General features: G+C 75.6%; 12 protein-coding genes. 5 read left to right on the top strand and 7 right to left on the bottom strand.

All coding sequences use genetic code 11. The features are described from left to right. Nucleotides 1-160: 160 nt before the first annotated feature. The 3 genes from ABZW10_RS23005 to ABZW10_RS23015 all read left to right on the top strand — a co-directional run bounded on the left by ABZW10_RS23005 (nt 161) and on the right by ABZW10_RS23015 (nt 3,773). Nucleotides 161-1,381, top strand: coding sequence for an ROK family transcriptional regulator (locus tag ABZW10_RS23005; RefSeq protein ID WP_355368886.1), 1,221 nt, complete (start codon nt 161-163; stop codon nt 1,379-1,381). Nucleotides 1,382-1,451: 70 nt separating this feature from the next. Next, nucleotides 1,452-2,477, top strand: a complete 1,026-nt coding sequence (locus ABZW10_RS23010; protein WP_355368888.1) for a hydroxyacid dehydrogenase — start codon at nt 1,452-1,454, stop codon at nt 2,475-2,477. 3 nt (nt 2,478-2,480) lie between these two features. Continuing rightward, nucleotides 2,481-3,773: a sulfatase-like hydrolase/transferase gene (locus ABZW10_RS23015; RefSeq protein ID WP_355368890.1), complete on the top strand. Its 1,293-nt coding sequence runs from the start codon at nt 2,481-2,483 to the stop codon at nt 3,771-3,773. 7 nt (nt 3,774-3,780) lie between these two features. Here the strand turns inward: ABZW10_RS23015 and ABZW10_RS23020 are convergent, their stop codons facing one another. Then, complete coding sequence (locus ABZW10_RS23020) at nt 3,781-4,236, bottom strand: HD domain-containing protein (RefSeq protein ID WP_355368892.1); 456 nt, start codon at nt 4,234-4,236, stop codon at nt 3,781-3,783. A gap of 136 nt (nt 4,237-4,372) precedes the next feature. Here ABZW10_RS23020 and ABZW10_RS23025 point away from each other — a divergent pair, with 136 nt between their 5' ends. Both ABZW10_RS23025 and ABZW10_RS23030 read left to right on the top strand, forming a co-directional pair. Continuing rightward, entirely contained in the window at nt 4,373-5,299 is a 927-nt protein-coding gene (locus ABZW10_RS23025; protein ID WP_355368894.1) for an AEC family transporter, read from the top strand. 105 nt (nt 5,300-5,404) lie between these two features. Further along, nucleotides 5,405-6,658, top strand: coding sequence for a GNAT family N-acetyltransferase (locus tag ABZW10_RS23030; protein ID WP_355368896.1), 1,254 nt, complete (start codon nt 5,405-5,407; stop codon nt 6,656-6,658). Nucleotides 6,659-6,706: 48 nt separating this feature from the next. On the opposite strand, the gene ABZW10_RS23035 is transcribed toward ABZW10_RS23030, so the two are convergent. From ABZW10_RS23035 to ABZW10_RS23060, 6 genes are all read right to left on the bottom strand, one after another. After that, entirely contained in the window at nt 6,707-8,728 is a 2,022-nt protein-coding gene (locus tag ABZW10_RS23035; protein ID WP_355368898.1) for a hypothetical protein, read from the bottom strand. Nucleotides 8,729-8,756: 28 nt separating this feature from the next. After that, nucleotides 8,757-10,697, bottom strand: a complete 1,941-nt coding sequence (locus ABZW10_RS23040; protein WP_355368900.1) for an ABC transporter ATP-binding protein — start codon at nt 10,695-10,697, stop codon at nt 8,757-8,759. Next, entirely contained in the window at nt 10,694-11,548 is an 855-nt protein-coding gene (locus tag ABZW10_RS23045; protein ID WP_355368902.1) for an ABC transporter permease subunit, read from the bottom strand. Before ABZW10_RS23045 ends, ABZW10_RS23040 begins: the two co-directional genes overlap by 4 nt. Beyond that, nucleotides 11,545-12,504: an ABC transporter permease gene (locus tag ABZW10_RS23050; RefSeq protein WP_355368904.1), complete on the bottom strand. Its 960-nt coding sequence runs from the start codon at nt 12,502-12,504 to the stop codon at nt 11,545-11,547. The genes ABZW10_RS23045 and ABZW10_RS23050 overlap by 4 nt, the downstream gene beginning before the upstream one ends. A 156-nt stretch (nt 12,505-12,660) precedes the next feature. Beyond that, a complete protein-coding gene (locus tag ABZW10_RS23055; protein ID WP_355368906.1) occupies nt 12,661-14,226 on the bottom strand; it encodes an ABC transporter substrate-binding protein in 1,566 nt (521 codons plus the stop codon). Between the two features lie 57 nt (nt 14,227-14,283). Continuing rightward, nucleotides 14,284-15,087 (bottom strand): polysaccharide lyase, encoded by an 804-nt coding sequence (locus ABZW10_RS23060; protein ID WP_355368908.1) that lies wholly within the window; start codon nt 15,085-15,087, stop codon nt 14,284-14,286. Between the last annotated feature and the right edge of the window lie 53 nt (nt 15,088-15,140).

Here is a 15,140-nt window from a genome sequence, read left to right on the forward strand (position 1 = left end):
GCCGGGCCTTCGGGCGTTCCCGGGCCGGTCGGGTCCGGGAGGCTCGGACATCCGGGCCGGGAGGCTCGAAAATCGAGGCCGGGAGGCTCGGATATATTCGGGCCGAGACGAAGTCCCGCCACCGTTCGGGCCCCGCCCGGCCCCGCCCGAGGAGCACCCGGTGCCCAAGTCCCCCCGCACCCCGGCGACCGCCACCACCCAGACCGTGGCGCAGGTCAACCAGACCGTGCTGCTGGAGGTGCTGCGCCGGCACGGCTCGCTGTCCCGGCAGCGGCTCGCGGCCGAGAGCGGGTTGTCGACGGCGACCGTGCACCGGCTGGTCGAGGTGCTGCGGGCGGCGGGCCAGGTGGTGGTGGAGGCCGAGCGCGCGCCGTCCAGCGGCGGCCGGCCGCCGCAGCTGATCCGCTACAACGCCGGGGCGCAGACCGTCCTCGCGGTGGCGATGCGTCCGCGCCGGATCGTCGGGATGGTCGCCGACCTGCACGGCAGCGTGCTGCACGAGGCCGAGCACCACTGGGCGGCGGGCCTCGGACCGGAGCGCGGCGGCGAGCCGTCCGCCGAGGACCTCACCGGACCGCTGCTGGCGCTGGTCGACGGGCTGCGGGCATGGGCCGCCCGGCACGCGGGCGCGCCGCGCGCGCTGGTGGTCGGGGTGCCCGGGGTGGTCCGGGACCGCACCGGGCTGGTGGAGTTCGCCCCGGCGCTGGACTGGCCCGGGCTGCGGCTGCGCGCGCTGCTGCACGAGCGGCTCGGTGTCCCGGTGGCGGTCGAGAGCAACGTGGACCTGGTCGCACTGGCCGTGCAGCACGGCGAGGCGGGTGCCGGGGTGAGCGACCTCGCCGCCGTGGTGGTGGGGATCGAGGTCGGCGCCGGGATCGTCCTGGACGGCCGGCTGCACCGGGGCCGGCTGGGGTCGGCGGGGGCCCTGGGGTACCTGATGGGCGACCGCCGGGCGCTGGACCGCCCGCTGGGCCGCACCGGCGACACCCAGGCGCGGATCGGCGACCACGCCGTCGACCGGCGGATCGCCGAGGCCGGGCTGACCGTCTCGGGGACGTCGGCCGAGCGGGTCGCCGAGCTGTTCCGGCTGGCCCGGGAGGGCGTGCCGGCGGCGGTGCGGCTGGTGGACGAGTTCACCGACGACCTGGCCGTGCTGGTGGCCAATCTGACCAGTGTGCTCGGCCCCGAACTCGTCGCACTGGGCGGGCGCCTCCTCTGGGAGAGCGGTGGCGAGATGCTGCCCGCGATCGAGTCCCGGCTGCAGGGGCGGGTGCCGGTGCTGCCGCGGCTGATGATGGTGCACTCGACCACCACCGAGCTGGTGGGCGCCGCCGCCGCGGCCGTCCGGCTGGCCGACGGGGCCACCTTCATCACGCGCTGAGCCGCCCCGGGCTCCCTGCCTCCCGGGCACAGCTCCGCCCGACTATTTCTCAATGTGATAGAAACTCCTCGTGGCCCATCGACCCAAGGAGATCCGGATGTTCGCGGCCGCCTTCGCCATGGACCCGGTCCGCTTCCCCGATGTCTACGGCCCCGAGGCGCGCGCCCGGGTGCTGGCACGGGCGGACGTCGTCGAGGACCGGGCCGAACCGGGCGGGGTCTGGGGCCCCGAGCGGCTCGACGCGGCGCCGGACGCCCTGCGCGAGGTCGAGGTGCTGCTCACCGGGTGGGGCGGCCCCGTGCTCGACGCGGCGGCGCTGCAGCGGATGCCCCGGCTGGCCCTGGTGCTGTACGCGGCCGGGTCGGTGCGGCGGATCGCCACCGAGGAGTTCTGGGCGGCCGGCATCCCGATCGTCACCGCCGCCCACGCCAACGCCGTACCGGTCGCCGAGTTCACCGTCGCGCAGATCGTCTACGCGCTCAAGGACGGCTGGCGGCACGTGCTCGCCGCCCGCGCCGCCCGCGCGCCGGTCCGGTCCGGCCGGGCCCCCGGCGCGTACGGGGCCACCGTCGGCGTGCTGTCGCTCGGGGAGACCGGGCGGCTGGTCTGCGAGCGGCTGCGCGGCTACGACCTGCGGGTGATCGCCCACGACCCGTACGCGGCGCCGCCGCCGGGGGTGCGGGCGGTCGGCCTGGACGAACTCTTCGCCACCGCCGACGTGGTGAGCGTCCACACCCCGCTCGTCCCGGAGACCCGGGGGCTGGTCGGCCGGCGCCTGCTCGCCTCGATGAAGCCCGGCGCCACCCTGGTCAACACCGCGCGCGGCGCCGTCCTCGACGAGCCGGCGCTGCTCGACGTGCTCGCCGAACGGCCCGACCTGTTCGCCGTGCTGGACGTCACCGATCCCGAACCACCACTGCCCGGCTCGCCGTTGTTCACCCTGCCGAACGTCGTGGTCACCCCGCACCTGGCCGGCAGCCAGGGCCTGGAGCGGCGGCGCCTCGGCGACCTGGTGGTCGGCGAGTTCGAGCGGTGGGCCCTCGGCGAACCGCTCCGCCACGCCCTGGAGCGCAGCGCCTACGAACGGATGGCCTGACCCGTGCCGAGCCAACCACCCGACGTACTGGTCGTCCTGACGGACCAGCAGACCTCCGATGCGATGGGCGCCGCCGGGAACCCGCACCTGAGCACCCCGCACCTGGACGCGCTGGCCGCCGCCGGCACCCGCTACCGGCAGGCGTACTGCGCCCAGCCGCTGTGCGCGCCCTCCCGGGCCAGCCTGCTCACCGGGCAGCTGCCCAGCGCGCTCGGCGTCACCGGCAACGAGGCCGCCGCGCCCGACGGCACCGCGCCGGAGCCGCTGCTGGGCCGGGTGTTCGCCGAGGCCGGCTACGACTGCGCCTACGGCGGCAAGTGGCACCTGCCGGAACTCGACCTGCCCGAGGGCCGCGGCTTCCGCCGCCTCCACCCGGCCGGCGACGACGCCGGACTCGCCCGCGCCGCCGCCGCCTTCCTCCGCCGCCCCCGCCCCCGGCCGTTCCTGCTGGTGGTGTCCTTCCTGGAGCCGCACGGCATCTGCGAGGTGGCACGCGGCCAGCACCCGAGGACCGGCCCGCTGCCCGCCCCGCCGCCCGCGGCACAGTGCCCGCCGCTTCCCGCCAACTTCCCGCCCGCGCCGTACGAGGCACGGCTCCCCCGGCTCGCCCAGCGCGCCTGGGCGCACACCCACCCCACCGCCGAGTGGCGCGAGGACGACTGGCGCCGCTACCGGCAGGCCTACTACGCGCTGGTCGAGCGGGTGGACGCGAACCTCGGCACGGTGCTGGACGCCCTGCGCGAGCACGAGCGGACGACCGGCCGGCAGACCGTCGTGGTGTTCACCTCCGACCACGGCGACGGCGCCGGGGCGCACGGGTGGAACCAGAAGTGGGCGCTGTTCGAGGAGTCGGTGCGGGTACCGTTCCTGGTCAGTGGGCCCGGCAGCGCACCCGGTGCGGTCAGCGACCGGCTGGTGTCGACCGGGCCGGACCTGCTGCCCACACTGTGCGACCTCGCCGGGATCCCCGCGCCGCCCGGCCTGCCGGGGCGCAGCGTGCGGGCACCGGAGCCCCGGGAGAGCGTGGTGGTGGAGACCCGCTGGGAGCTGCCCGGCTTCAACAACGCGCTCGGCCGGATGATCCGGGACGAGCGGCACAAGTACGTCTGCTACGCCTGGGGGGACCACCGGGAGCAGCTGTTCGATCTCACCGGGGATCCGGGCGAGATGGTCAACCTGGCGGTGGACGCCCGGCATTCGGCGCTGCTGGACCGCTTCCGCGCGCTGCTCGCCGGGCACTGCGCCCGGTCCGGCGACCCGTTCGCGCGCTTCGTGCCGATCACCGACGGACGGTGACGGTCCGTCAGTCGGATTCGGGGTCCAGGCCGAGCAGTTCGCGGGTGCGGCGGTACTTGGCGGCGAGGCGTTCGGCGGTGGCCGGGTCCAGGCTCGCCAGCCGGGCCGGCGCGGAGTTGTGCGCGAGGTCGGCCTGCTTGACGACGAGGGCGCCGGGGGTGGCCAGGATGCGCGCGGTGTACTCCTCCAGCGGCTCGCCGGGCCGTTTGGTGAGCGCGTCCACGATGGCCTTGGTGGTGTCACCGAGGGCGGCGCCGGCCAGCCACTCACGCGTCAGCACGTCGTCCTCGACGGCGTCGTGCAGCCAGCCGGCCGCGATCTGCTCCTCGCTGCCGCCGCGCTCGGCGACGCCGTGGGCGACCGCCGCCAGGTGCTCGGTGTAGGGGTGGCCGTTCTTGTCGGTCTGCCCCGCGTGCGCGTTCCGGGCGATCCGCTCGACCTCGGCCAGGCTCAGGTACTCCACTCCGCCATGGTAGGCACAGGGCCCTGCGGGCCGCGCGGGGGCCTGCCGGTGGCGGCCGTGCGCCCGCCTGATTGACTTCCGGCGTCCCGCCCACCAGGCCCTGCCGGGCCCCGCCCGCGACCGCGCCGAGGGAGTCATGCCCAGCCTGCATCCGCTGCTGTCCGGTTTCGCCCCGATCTGGGCGCTGACCGGCGTCGGCTACCTGCTCGGCCGCAGCCGTCTGCTCGGCGAGCACGCGGAGCAGGTGCTGAATCGATTCGTCTTCCACGCGGCCATGCCCGCCGCGCTGTTCCTGATGATCGCCCGCACGCCGCTGGACCGGTTCGCCAATCCGTCGATGGCGGCGTTCGTCGCGGGCACGGTGGCCGCGGGCGGGCTCGGGCTGCTCGCCTCGCACCGGCTGTTCGGGCGCGGGGTGCCGGAGCGGACGCTCGGCGCGATGGCCGCCGGCTACGTCAACTCGGCCAACCTGGGCATCCCGGTGGCGGTGCAGGTGCTCGGCGACGCCTCCTTCGTGGGCCCGGTGGTGCTGTTCCAGATCCTGGTGGTCACCCCCGTGGTGCTGACCGTCCTCGACTCGCGGCGCGCCGGGCTGCGGGCCGCGCTCACGCTGCCGCTGCGCAACCCGATCCTGCTGGCCGTGGGGCTGGGCGCCGTGGTGTCGGTGACCGGGTGGCATCCGCCCGCCGAGCTGAGCCGTTCCTGCGAACTGCTCGGCGGCGCGGCCGTGCCGACCGCCCTGGTGGCGCTCGGCCTCTCGCTCTGCCACCCGCCCGCCGTCACCGGCGCCTCCCGCTCCCTGGAGGTCGGGACGGCGGTCGCGCTCAAGACCGTCGTCCAGCCGCTGACGGCCTGGGCGGTCGGCGCGCTGGTGCTCGACCTGCCGGCGCACCAACTGCTCACCGTGGTGCTGTTCTCCGCCCTGCCGACGGCGCAGAACGCGTTCACCTACGCGCGCGAGTACGGTCACGGAGCCGCCTTCGCCCGGGACGCCGTGCTCGCCTCGACGCTGGTCTCCATGGCCACCCTGTCCCTGGTCGCCTGGGCCCTCGGCCCGGGCTGAGAGAACCGGCCGGAGAGGACCGGCCGGAGAGGACAGGACCGGTCCGCGGAGACCGGCCCGCGAAAACCGGTCGCGCCCGAACCTCCGCCGGGTTAGAAAAGCCGGATGAGCGACGCGCGCACGATCTTCCGCCCGATCATCCGTCCGCTGGAGGCCCACGAGTTCGACAGCTGGGCCCGGGTCCTCACCAACACCTACGGGGAGGACACGGACGAGGCGGAACTCGCCGCCGAGCGCGCCGTCCTCGACCTCGGCCGCTCCCTCGCCGCGTTCGACGGGGACGGCGAGCCGGTCGGCGGAGCCGCCGCGCACATCCGCCGGCTCACCGTGCCCGGCGCCGAACTGCCCGTCGCCGGCGTCACCTGGGTCGGCGTCTCGCCCACCCACCGCCGCCGGGGCGTCCTCACCGCCCTGATGCGCCGCCAGCTCGACGACCTGCACGCTCGCGGCACCGAGCCGATCGCCGCCCTGCGCGCCTCGGAGGCCGGCATCTACGGCCGCTTCGGCTACGGCCCGGCCACCCGGGGCGCGCTGTTCCACGCCGACAAGCGCCTCCTGCGGCTGCGCCCCGGCACCGATCTCGGCACCGGCACCGTCCGGCTCCTGGACGCCGGGCGCGCCCGGCCGCTGGTCGCCGCCGTCTACGACCGGGTGCGCCGCGAGCGGGCCGGCTGGCCGGACCGCGCCGAGCTGTTCTGGGACGCCCGGCTCCGGGACGCCCCGGGCTCGCGCGGCGGCGCCACCGCCCTGCGTCACGCCGTCCATCGCTCGGCCGACGGCACCCCCGACGGCTATGCGCTGTACCGGCTCAAGGACGACGGCGAGAACAGCGCGGTCCGGGTCGTCGAGCTGACCGCCGCGACGGTCCCGGCGTACGCGGCGCTCTGGGACCACCTCATCGGGATCGACCTGTTCTTCCGGCTGGAGTACGAGGGCGCGCCCGACGAACCGCTGGTGCACCTGCTCACCGACCCGCGCGTCGCCCGGGTCAGTACGGTGGACCGGCTCTGGGTCCGGTTGGTGGACGTCGGCCGCGCGCTCGCCGCCCGCCGGTACGGCGCGCCGCTGGACGTCGTGCTCGACGTCCGGGACGACTTCTGCCCGTGGAACACCGGGCACCACCGGCTGGTGGCCGACGGCGACACGGTCTCCTGCGAGCCCACCACCGCCCCGGCCGACCTGCGGCTGTCCGCGGCCGAGCTCGGCGCGGCCTACCTCGGCGGCACCACGCTGGTCTCGCTCGCCGCCGCCGGCCTGGTGACGGAGTTGCGCCCGGGGGCGCTGGACGCCTGCAGCACGGCGTTCCGGGGCGCGCGCGAGCCGTTCTGCCCGGCCGGGAAGGCCTTCCCGGCCTACTGAACGTGACAGCGCCCGCCCCGGCCCCGACCGGGGCGGGCGCGGCCGGCCTCAGCGGTCCCGGACGGCGATCAGCTCGCGGCCGCGCAGGGTGTACAGCACGCCGGCGTCGTCGACCGCGACCCTGGCGCCGCTGTACCACTCGGCGTCCACCTGGACGAGGACGGTGGCGGCCAGCGTCACGGGGTCCAGGCGGAGGAGCGTCTTCTCGCTGATCCCGTACAGCCGGCCGCGGGCCACCAGCAGCCGCGGGTTGGCCGAGGTGACCGCCCGCAGGTCGGAGCGGACGTCGATCACCGGGGCGCGGCCCGGCCGGGCGGTGCGCAGGTCGGCGGCGAAGGCCTGCCCGTTCACCGTGATGCCGAACAGCCGGTGTCCGTGCACCTCCAGGCTGCTGATGCCCGAGCCGAAGTCGGTGGTGGTGCGCCACAGTTCGCGCCCGGCCACCGGGTCCCAGGCCGCCAGGTCTCCGCGCGGGCCGGCGGTCTTGGCGTTGTCGCCGCCGAGGAACGCCTGCCCGTGCCCGGCCGCCACGGCGCGCACCAGCTGCTCCGGGCCGAGCGGGTCGACGTGCACGGTGGGCTGCCCGCTGCCGGGGCGGTAGGTGACGAACGAGCCGCCGCCGGTGGTGTCGGCCTGCACGCCGAGCAGCAGCAGGCGGTGCTCGTCGTCCCAGCGCACGGTCTGCGGGCGGTTCTGCTCCTGCGGCAGCCTCGCTTCCTGGACCGGCACCTCGTCGGCCCACGGCCGGTACCGCCAGATCCCCTGCGAGGAGTAGACGCCCAGGTAGAGCGTGCCGTCGTCGAGGACCACGGTGTCCTTGGCCTCGCCGGGGACGGGGAGCTTCCGCACCGTCCCGGCGTTCAGGTCGTGCAGCGCGAGGGAGCCGTTGCCGCCGACGTACACCCGGCCGTACCGGGCGGCCACCGACATGCCGAGCTGCGCCTCGGCGGGCGCGCCGGCGGCCACCAGGTCGGTGGTGGTGACGGCGGCCGTCGCGGTGGAAAGGGTCCAGGCGGTGCCGCCCTCGGTGACACCGGCCAGGGTGTCACCGATCCGGCCCAGGCCCCAGGAGTTTCCGTCGGGGACGGGCACCGCGAAGGCCTCCGGAGCGTCCGCGCCGAGCCGGTAGCGCCAGACGGTGCCGTGCTCGGTGGAGGTGAACCAGACGGTGTCACCGAGGCGTTGGAAGTTGGTGACGCTCTTGGTGCCCGGCACCGGGAAGGAGCGCAGCACGGCATGGGTGGCCGGGTCCAGCAGGGCGACGTGGGCGGGCCTGCCCTCGGTGGAGACGGCGAGCAGGTCGTCGCCGAGGGCGGTGATCTGGCGCACGATGGTGTCGGCCGCGAGTTCGGGCGGGGTGATGTCGGTGACCCGGCCGGTGGCCCGCTCGACCGCGAACAGCGAGGCGAGGGTGGCCCCGCCGCCGCCCGCGAGGTTGCTGCCGACGCCCAGGTAGGCGTGGGTGGCGGTGGCCTCGACGGCCCGGCCCTGGGTGGCGCCCGGCGCGGGCGAGGCGACCTCGGTGAGCACACCCGTGGCGGGGTCGTAGGCGTACAGCCCGGGGCCGGCCGCCCGGCCCTTCTGCCGGCCGGTGGCGAACAGCACGCCGTCGGGGGCGACCGCGACGTCCCGCACGTCCGCGCCGGGCACGGCGGCGAGGCCGCGCACACTGCCGTCGGCCGGGTCGAAGCGGTAGAGGTTGACGGCCTTCGGCGCGTCCGTCACCCCGAGGTACAGCACGCCGGCGTGGGCGGCCGAGCCCTGCACGAAGTTGCCGGTCGGCAGGACGGCGGTGCCGGTGACCCGGCCGGTCGGCACGTGGTAGCCGACCACCTTGGCCGGGGCCAGGTTGCGCGAGCCGATCCACAGCGTCTCACCGATCAGGGTGGCGCTCATCAGCGGGAAGTCGGCGTTGCCCGGGCCGAGTCCGGTCACCTCGGGGGTGCCGGACGGGCGGCGCGGCGCGGCCTGGGCGGGCCCGGCGCCGAGCGCGCCGGCCGCCGTCAAGGCGGTCACGGAGGCCGCGCCGCGCAGGAGTTGGCGGCGGGACGGTCGAGCGGACGGCGTCATGGGGTTCCTCGGAGGAGTCGGATCGGGTTCAGTGCTGCCCGGCGGCGGCGAGCAGCTCGCGGGTGTACGGATGCTCGGGGGCGGTGAACAGCCGCTCGGCGGGGGCCTGTTCGACCACCCGGCCGTGCCGCATCACCAGCACCTCGTCGCAGAGGTGGCGGACCAGCGCGAGGTCGTGCGAGATGAACACCAGGCCGACGCCGGTGCGGTGGCGCAGGTCGAGCAGCAGGTTGAGGATCTGCGCCTGCACCGAGACGTCCAGCGCCGAGGTGGGCTCGTCGGCCACCAGGACCTCCGGTCCGACGGCGAGCGCCCGGGCGATGGCCACCCGCTGGCGCTGGCCGCCGGACAGCCGGTGCGGCAGGGCGTCCAGCAACTCGGCGGGAAGGCCGACGAGTCCGACCAGTTCCTCGACCCGCCCGAGTGGCAGCCCGTGGGCGAGCAGCGGCTCGGTGAGTGCCTCGCGCACGGTCATCCGCGGGCTGAGCGAGGCGTACGGGTCCTGGAAGACGAACTGGATCCGGCGGCGCAGCGCGCGTTCCTCGGCCGCGGTGGCCCCCTCCCAGGAACGGCCGCCGACCCGGACGGTGCCGGAGCTCGGACGCAGCAGCCCGAGCAGGGCGCGGGCCAGTGTCGACTTGCCGGAGCCGGACTCGCCGATCACCCCGACGGCCCGGCCCGGCGCGGCGGTCAGACCGACGCCGTCGAGCGCGGGCGCGCCCCGGCGGCGGCGCCCGTAGCGGACGGTGAGGTTCTCGGCGACCAGCACCGGTTCGGCGGCGGGCTCCGGCTCGGCGGCGGGCGCGGCCTTCGCGGACACCTCGGGCTCCGCGGGCGCCTTGGGTTCCTTGGGCTCCGCGGGTTCCGCGGGTTCCGCGGGTTCCGCGGGTTCCGCGGGTTCCGCGGGAGCGGCCGGGGCCGACTCCCCCGGCGCCACCGGCACATGGCAGGCGTACCCGCGCTCCCCGCCCGTCCCCGGCTCCGTCGCCCACCCGGGTGCCTCCTGCCCGCACCGCTCCACCGCGGCGGCGCAGCGCGGCGCGAACGCGCAGCCCGGCAGCGGCTCCCCGGCGGCGGGCGGACGGCCGCCGATCACGGCGAGCGGCAGCCCACGCGGGCCGTCCAGCCGGGGCACGGCGGCCAGCAGTCCGGCCGTGTAGCGGTGCCGCGGCGCCGCCAGCAGCCGGTCGACCGGGGCACGTTCGGCGATCCGCCCGGCGTACATGACCTGGACGGTGTCGCAGCTGCGGGCGACCACGCCGAGGTCGTGGGTGATCAGCAGGACGGCGGTGCCGGTCTCGTCGCGGAGCCGGACCAGCAGGTCGAGGATGCCGGCCTGGGTGGTCGGGTCGAGGGCGGTGGTGGGTTCGTCGGCGATCAGCAGGTCGGGCCGGTTGACCATCGCCATGGCGATCAGCACGCGCTGGCGCATGCCGCCGGAGAACTCGTGCGGGCGGTCGCGGTAGCGGCGGGCCGGCTCGGGGATGCCGACCAGGTCGAGGAGTTCGAGCGCGCGGCCACGGGCGTCGGTCCGGCTCGCGCCGTGCACCAGGGCGGCCTCGGCGAGCTGGCGGCCGATCGGCATCCGGGGGTTGAGGTAGGCGAGCGGGTCCTGGAAGACCATGCCGATCCGCCGGCCGCGGACGGCGCGGACGGCGGGTCCGGGGAGGGTGAGCAGGTCGGTGCCGTCCAGGCGGACGGTGCCGGCGGTGGTCCGGCAGCCGGGCGGCAGCATCCGGTTGACGGCGAGCGCGGTGAGCGTCTTGCCGGATCCGGACTCGCCGACCAGGCCGAGGATCTCGCCGGGGCGGATGGTGAAGTCGACGCCGTGGACCACCTGGTGGGGTCCGGCCTCGACGCGCAGCCCGGCCACGTCCAGCAGCGGGGATGCGCTCGTCGGGGCCGGCGGGGCCGTCGGGGCCGTCGGGGCCGTCGCGGCCGTCGGGGTGTTCGTCGTCGGCGCGGTCACCGCAGCTTCTCCCGGTTGAACGAGTCGGCGAGCAGGGTCAGTCCGAAGACCAGCAGGCCCAGCAGCAGCACCGGCGCTAGGGCGTAACCCGGGTGCAGGAAGAGGTACTTGCTACCGGTGTTGATCATCGTGCCGAGCGAGGGGGTGGGCGGCTGGATACCGAAGCCGAGCACGCTCAGGCCGCCCTCGATCTTGGCGGCGTGCGCCATCGCCACGGCCAGCAGCGCGGTGGCGGCGTCGGTGACGTTGGGCAGCACGTACCGGCGCAGCGTGCGCGCCCTCGGCACGCCGAGCACCCGGGCGGCCACCACGTGGTCGCGGGCGAGCTGGGCGAGCAGGGCGGCGCGGGCCTGCCGGCCGAAGGCGGGCAGCGCGCTGAGCACGACGGTCACCACGACGCTGCCGAGGCCGGGGCGCACGATCAGCGCGATCGCCAGGCCCAGCAGCAGCCCGTGGAAGCCGAGCAGCAGGTCGAACAGGCGCTGGACGACCTCGCCGAGCAGCCGGTTCAGGCCGCCGAGCAGCCCGAGCAGGGTGCCGAGCACGGCGGCGGCGGGGACGGCCAGCAGGCAGACCAGCAGCTCGATCCGGACCCCGTACAGCGCCCGGGCCAGCAGGTCGCGGCCGACCTCGTCGGTGCCGAGCGGGTGGGACCAGGACGGTCCGGCCAGCGCCTCGCGGCCCTGCTGGTAGGGGTCGGCGGGGAGCAGCAGCGGGCCGAGCAGCCCGAGCAGCACCACCAGGGCGACCAGCACCGCACCGGTCCGCCCGCGCCGGTCGCGCAGCACCGCGGGCACGGCGGAGGGCAGGGCGCGGCGACGGATCGCGGCGAGAACGGTCGTGGTGCTCATCGGGCCTCCCCGGCGCCGGCGCGGGCGATCCGCGGGTCCAGCCGGCCGACCAGCAGCTCGGAGCCGAGCTGCACGGTGACGGCCACCGCGACCGCGAGCATGATCAGGGTCTGCGCGACCGGGTAGTCCCGCTGGTTGATCGCGTCGAGCAGCAGCTGTCCGAGGCCGTGCCGGGCGAACAGCTGCTCGGCGACGACGGCGCCGCCGAGCAGCTCCCCCAGGTTGAGCCCGAACTCGACGCAGAACGGCGCGAGGCTGTTGGGCAGCACGTGCCGCAGCAGGATCCGCCGGGGCGGGGCGCCCTTGGCGATCGCGGTGAGCACGAACTCCTCCTGCCGGGTGCGCCGCAGCTCGGTGGCGAGCAGCCGGGCGAGCACCACCGAGCCGGGCAGGGCGAGGGCGACGGCGGGCAGCGCCAGGTACTGCACGGACAGGTCCGGCGCGGTGAAGAGGTCCCGCTCGCCGCCGGCCGGCAGGACGCGCAGCAGCACGGCGAAGACGAAGACGAACAGCACCGCCGTGACGTACACCGGCAGGGCGAGCACGGCGGTGGTGAGCGGGTCGAGCGCCCGGGCCAGCCGGCCGCGCCGCTCGGCGGCCAGCGCGGCGCCCAGCAGCAGGCCGAGCACGAGCATCAGCAGGCCCGCGGCGATGGCGAGTTGGACGGTGGAGCCGAGGCTCTGGCCGATCATCCGGGTGACCGGTTCGCGGTAGTGGAAGGAGAGCCCGGGGTCGCCGCGGAGCAGCCCGCCCAGCCAGGTGGCGTACTGGACGGGCAGCGGTCGGTCCACGCCGAGCTGGCGGCCGAGGTGGTCGCGCTGCTCCTGGTCGGCCTCGGCGCCGAGCGCGGCGGAGACCGGGTCGCCGGGGGCCAGGCGGAGCAGCAGGAAGACGGCCACCGAGGCGAGCCAGAGGGTGGCCAGGGCTCCGGCGGCCTTTCTGGTCCAGTACGGCACGGGGTTCTCCGGGGGTGGGCGGGGCGGCGTGCGGGGGGTCACCGTCCCCGGGCGGTGGGGGTCGTCCGGGGACGGCGGTCGGTGGTCGGCGGTCGGCGGTCGGCGGTCAGCGGTCAGCGGTCAGCGGTCAGCGGTCGGCAGCGGGTCGGCCGGCGCTCAGGCGTCCCGGCGGGTGTCGGTCAGCTTCAGATAGCCCAGCGCGCTGGTGGACACCTCCCGCACCGAGGAGGCGAAGGCGTAGGTCTCCCAGGCGTGCGCGAGGGTGATGTGGAAGGACTGCGCGAGCAGGTACTCGGACAGCTCGTGGTTGACGTCGGCCCGGGCCCGCTCGTCGGCGGCCGCGAAGGCGCGGGCCTGGAGGTCGGCGTAGGCCGGGTCGGTGACGTGCGAGGTGTTCCGGCCGACCTGCAGCGGCCCGGAGACGGTGATGCCGCTGAGCGGGGAGACGCTGACCATGCCGTGGTTGGCCACGAACAGGCCCTCCAGGGTGCCCTGCTGGATCTTCGGCTGGAGGGCGGCGTTGTCCAGCAGCTGCACGTCGACGCCGAAGCCGGCCTGCTCCAGGTCGTACTTCACCAGTTCGACGAGCGAGCTGAACACCGGCGAGTTGGCGGCGGTGAGCGGCACCCGGGCGCCCTCCGCGCCGGCCTCGCGCAGCAGCCCGCGCGCCTTCTCCGGGTCGTGCTTGTAGCGGGTGACCTGGTCCGGGGTGACGCCGGGGGTGGCGGACGGCCAGGGCAGGCTGCTCGCCTCGGCGTGGCCGCCGTAGACCTGGTCGACGATCCGCTCGCGGTCCACCGCGTACTGCAGCGCCTGGCGGACCCGGAGGTCGTCGAAGGGCTTGGAGGTGACGACCACGCCGAGGAACGCCTGCTGGTAGGAGGCCTTGGCGGACTGCACGGTGAAGCCGGGGTTGCCCGCCAGTACCTTGAGGTCACGCCCGGGGACCGCTCCGATCAGGTGCCCCTGCCCGGACTGCAGGGCGGAGAGCGCGGCCTGACTGCTCGTCACCGACCGGACGGTGATCCGCTCGAAGCGCGGGCGCCCGCTCTGCCAGTAGCGTTCGTTGCGCACGAGGTCGAGCTGGTTGCCGCCCTTGAACGACTGCCAGGTGAAGGGTCCGGTGCCGTTGACGGTGTCGCTCGCCCGGCCCTCGACGTACGTCCGCGCGTCCACCACCGGGTTGAAGGCGAGCGCGTCGAACAGGTTGCTGGTGGGCTTGGCGAGGGTGAGGGTGACCTCGTTCCTCGCGCTGGCCTTCACATCGGCGAGGCGCTCCAGCAACGGCTTGACCTGGGAGGTCTTGGTGGCGCCGACCAGCGAGAAGACGACGTCGTCGGCCTCCAGCGCGCGCCCGTCGTGGAAGGTGACGTCCTCGCGCAGCTTGAGCACCAGCTTCAGCCGGTCGGCGCTCCACTCCCAGGAGGTGGCCAGCCAGGGCACCGGCTGGAGGGTCGCCGGGTCGAGGTCGACCAGCCGGTCCAGGACGAGGTTGACGAACGCCGGGGTGTCCGGGCCGCGGTGGAGCAGCTGGGTGGGGTCCGGCGCGCTGCCGTAGACGATCTGCAGGTCGGGCGCGGACGCCGCGGCGGTGCCGCCGGGGGCGGCGCCCGCGTCCGGGTCGGTGGCCGAGCGGCAGCCCGCCGCCAGCAGGGCCGCTCCGGCGCTCAGGCCGAGGAAGCCTCTTCGGGGCAGGCCGTGGTGACGGGCCGCTTCGCTCATGGTGCTGCTACCTCTTGGTGGTTGGGGGTTCTGCGGGACGCGGGCCGGGCGGCCGGCTCAGTACTGGGTGACGACCACGCTGTCGCTGTAGAGCACCACGTCGGGTCCGCCGGTCGGGTACGGGATGCCCTTGGCCGGGTTCCAGTTCGCCCGGTAGATCCCGGTCTTGAAGTACGGGGCCTGGTTCTGGTGGTAGTTGTTGAGCCCGCTGTGCGCGCCGACCTGCACGCCGTCGCGGTACACCGTGATCGAGCCGGGCGTGCTGTCGGTGGACCAGGTGACGTCGAACGCCCACTGGTTCCAGTGTCCGAACTGGACGCTGCCGAGCGGGATCACCGCCTCGGCGACGGTGGTCGGGTCGGTGAGCCAGTGCACCTTGAGGCGCCAGCTGCCGTCCTTGACGGTGAGGGCGATGGGCGGCTTGGTGTCGCTGCCGTCGGCGAGCGGGTAGCCGTGCCACTGGGCGACGATCGTCTCGGTGGAGGTCTGCACCCAGTCGGCGGGCAGGTAGTCGGCGAGGGCGAAGCGGTAGCTGCCCCAGCCGAGGGCGTTCACGGCCACCTCGGAGCGGTAGGACACGCCGTCGTTGGGGACGCTGAAGCGGGCGGCGAGGCCGGAGCCGCCGGCGGGCGCGCCGGTGACGGTGATGGCGCCGTTGCCGTCGATGCGCTGGCGGGTCCAGTGGGAGACGGTGCCGGACTCGAAGTCGTCGGCGAACACGGTGCCGGCCGTCGTGGTGCCGGCCGCCGTGACGGCGGCGGTGCCGTCCGCGACGGCCGCCGGGGCGGCGAGGGTGCCGGTCAGCAGGGCGGCGGCCAGCACGGTGCCGGCGGCCCGGCGCGCGGAGGTGAGGGCGGACATGGGGTACTCCTCGATCGGTACGGGTCGGTGGAACAGCGGGCGGTGACCGGGGC

Origin of the sequence: Kitasatospora sp. NPDC004723 (assembly GCF_040609255.1) — a bacterium.
Classification (GTDB): Bacteria; Actinomycetota; Actinomycetes; order Streptomycetales; family Streptomycetaceae; genus Kitasatospora.

Excerpts from the sequence above, each read along its gene's own strand:
- ABZW10_RS23035 (WP_355368898.1), bottom strand. The coding sequence starts at position 8,728 with ATGACGCCGTCCGCTCGACCGTCCCGCCGCCAACTCCTGCGCGGCGCG.
- ABZW10_RS23025 (WP_355368894.1), top strand. The coding sequence starts at position 4,373 with ATGCCCAGCCTGCATCCGCTGCTGTCCGGTTTCGCCCCGATCTGGGCG.
- ABZW10_RS23045 (WP_355368902.1), bottom strand. The coding sequence starts at position 11,548 with ATGAGCACCACGACCGTTCTCGCCGCGATCCGTCGCCGCGCCCTGCCC.
- ABZW10_RS23055 (WP_355368906.1), bottom strand. The coding sequence starts at position 14,226 with ATGAGCGAAGCGGCCCGTCACCACGGCCTGCCCCGAAGAGGCTTCCTC.
- ABZW10_RS23060 (WP_355368908.1), bottom strand. The coding sequence starts at position 15,087 with ATGTCCGCCCTCACCTCCGCGCGCCGGGCCGCCGGCACCGTGCTGGCC.
- ABZW10_RS23030 (WP_355368896.1), top strand. The coding sequence starts at position 5,405 with ATGAGCGACGCGCGCACGATCTTCCGCCCGATCATCCGTCCGCTGGAG.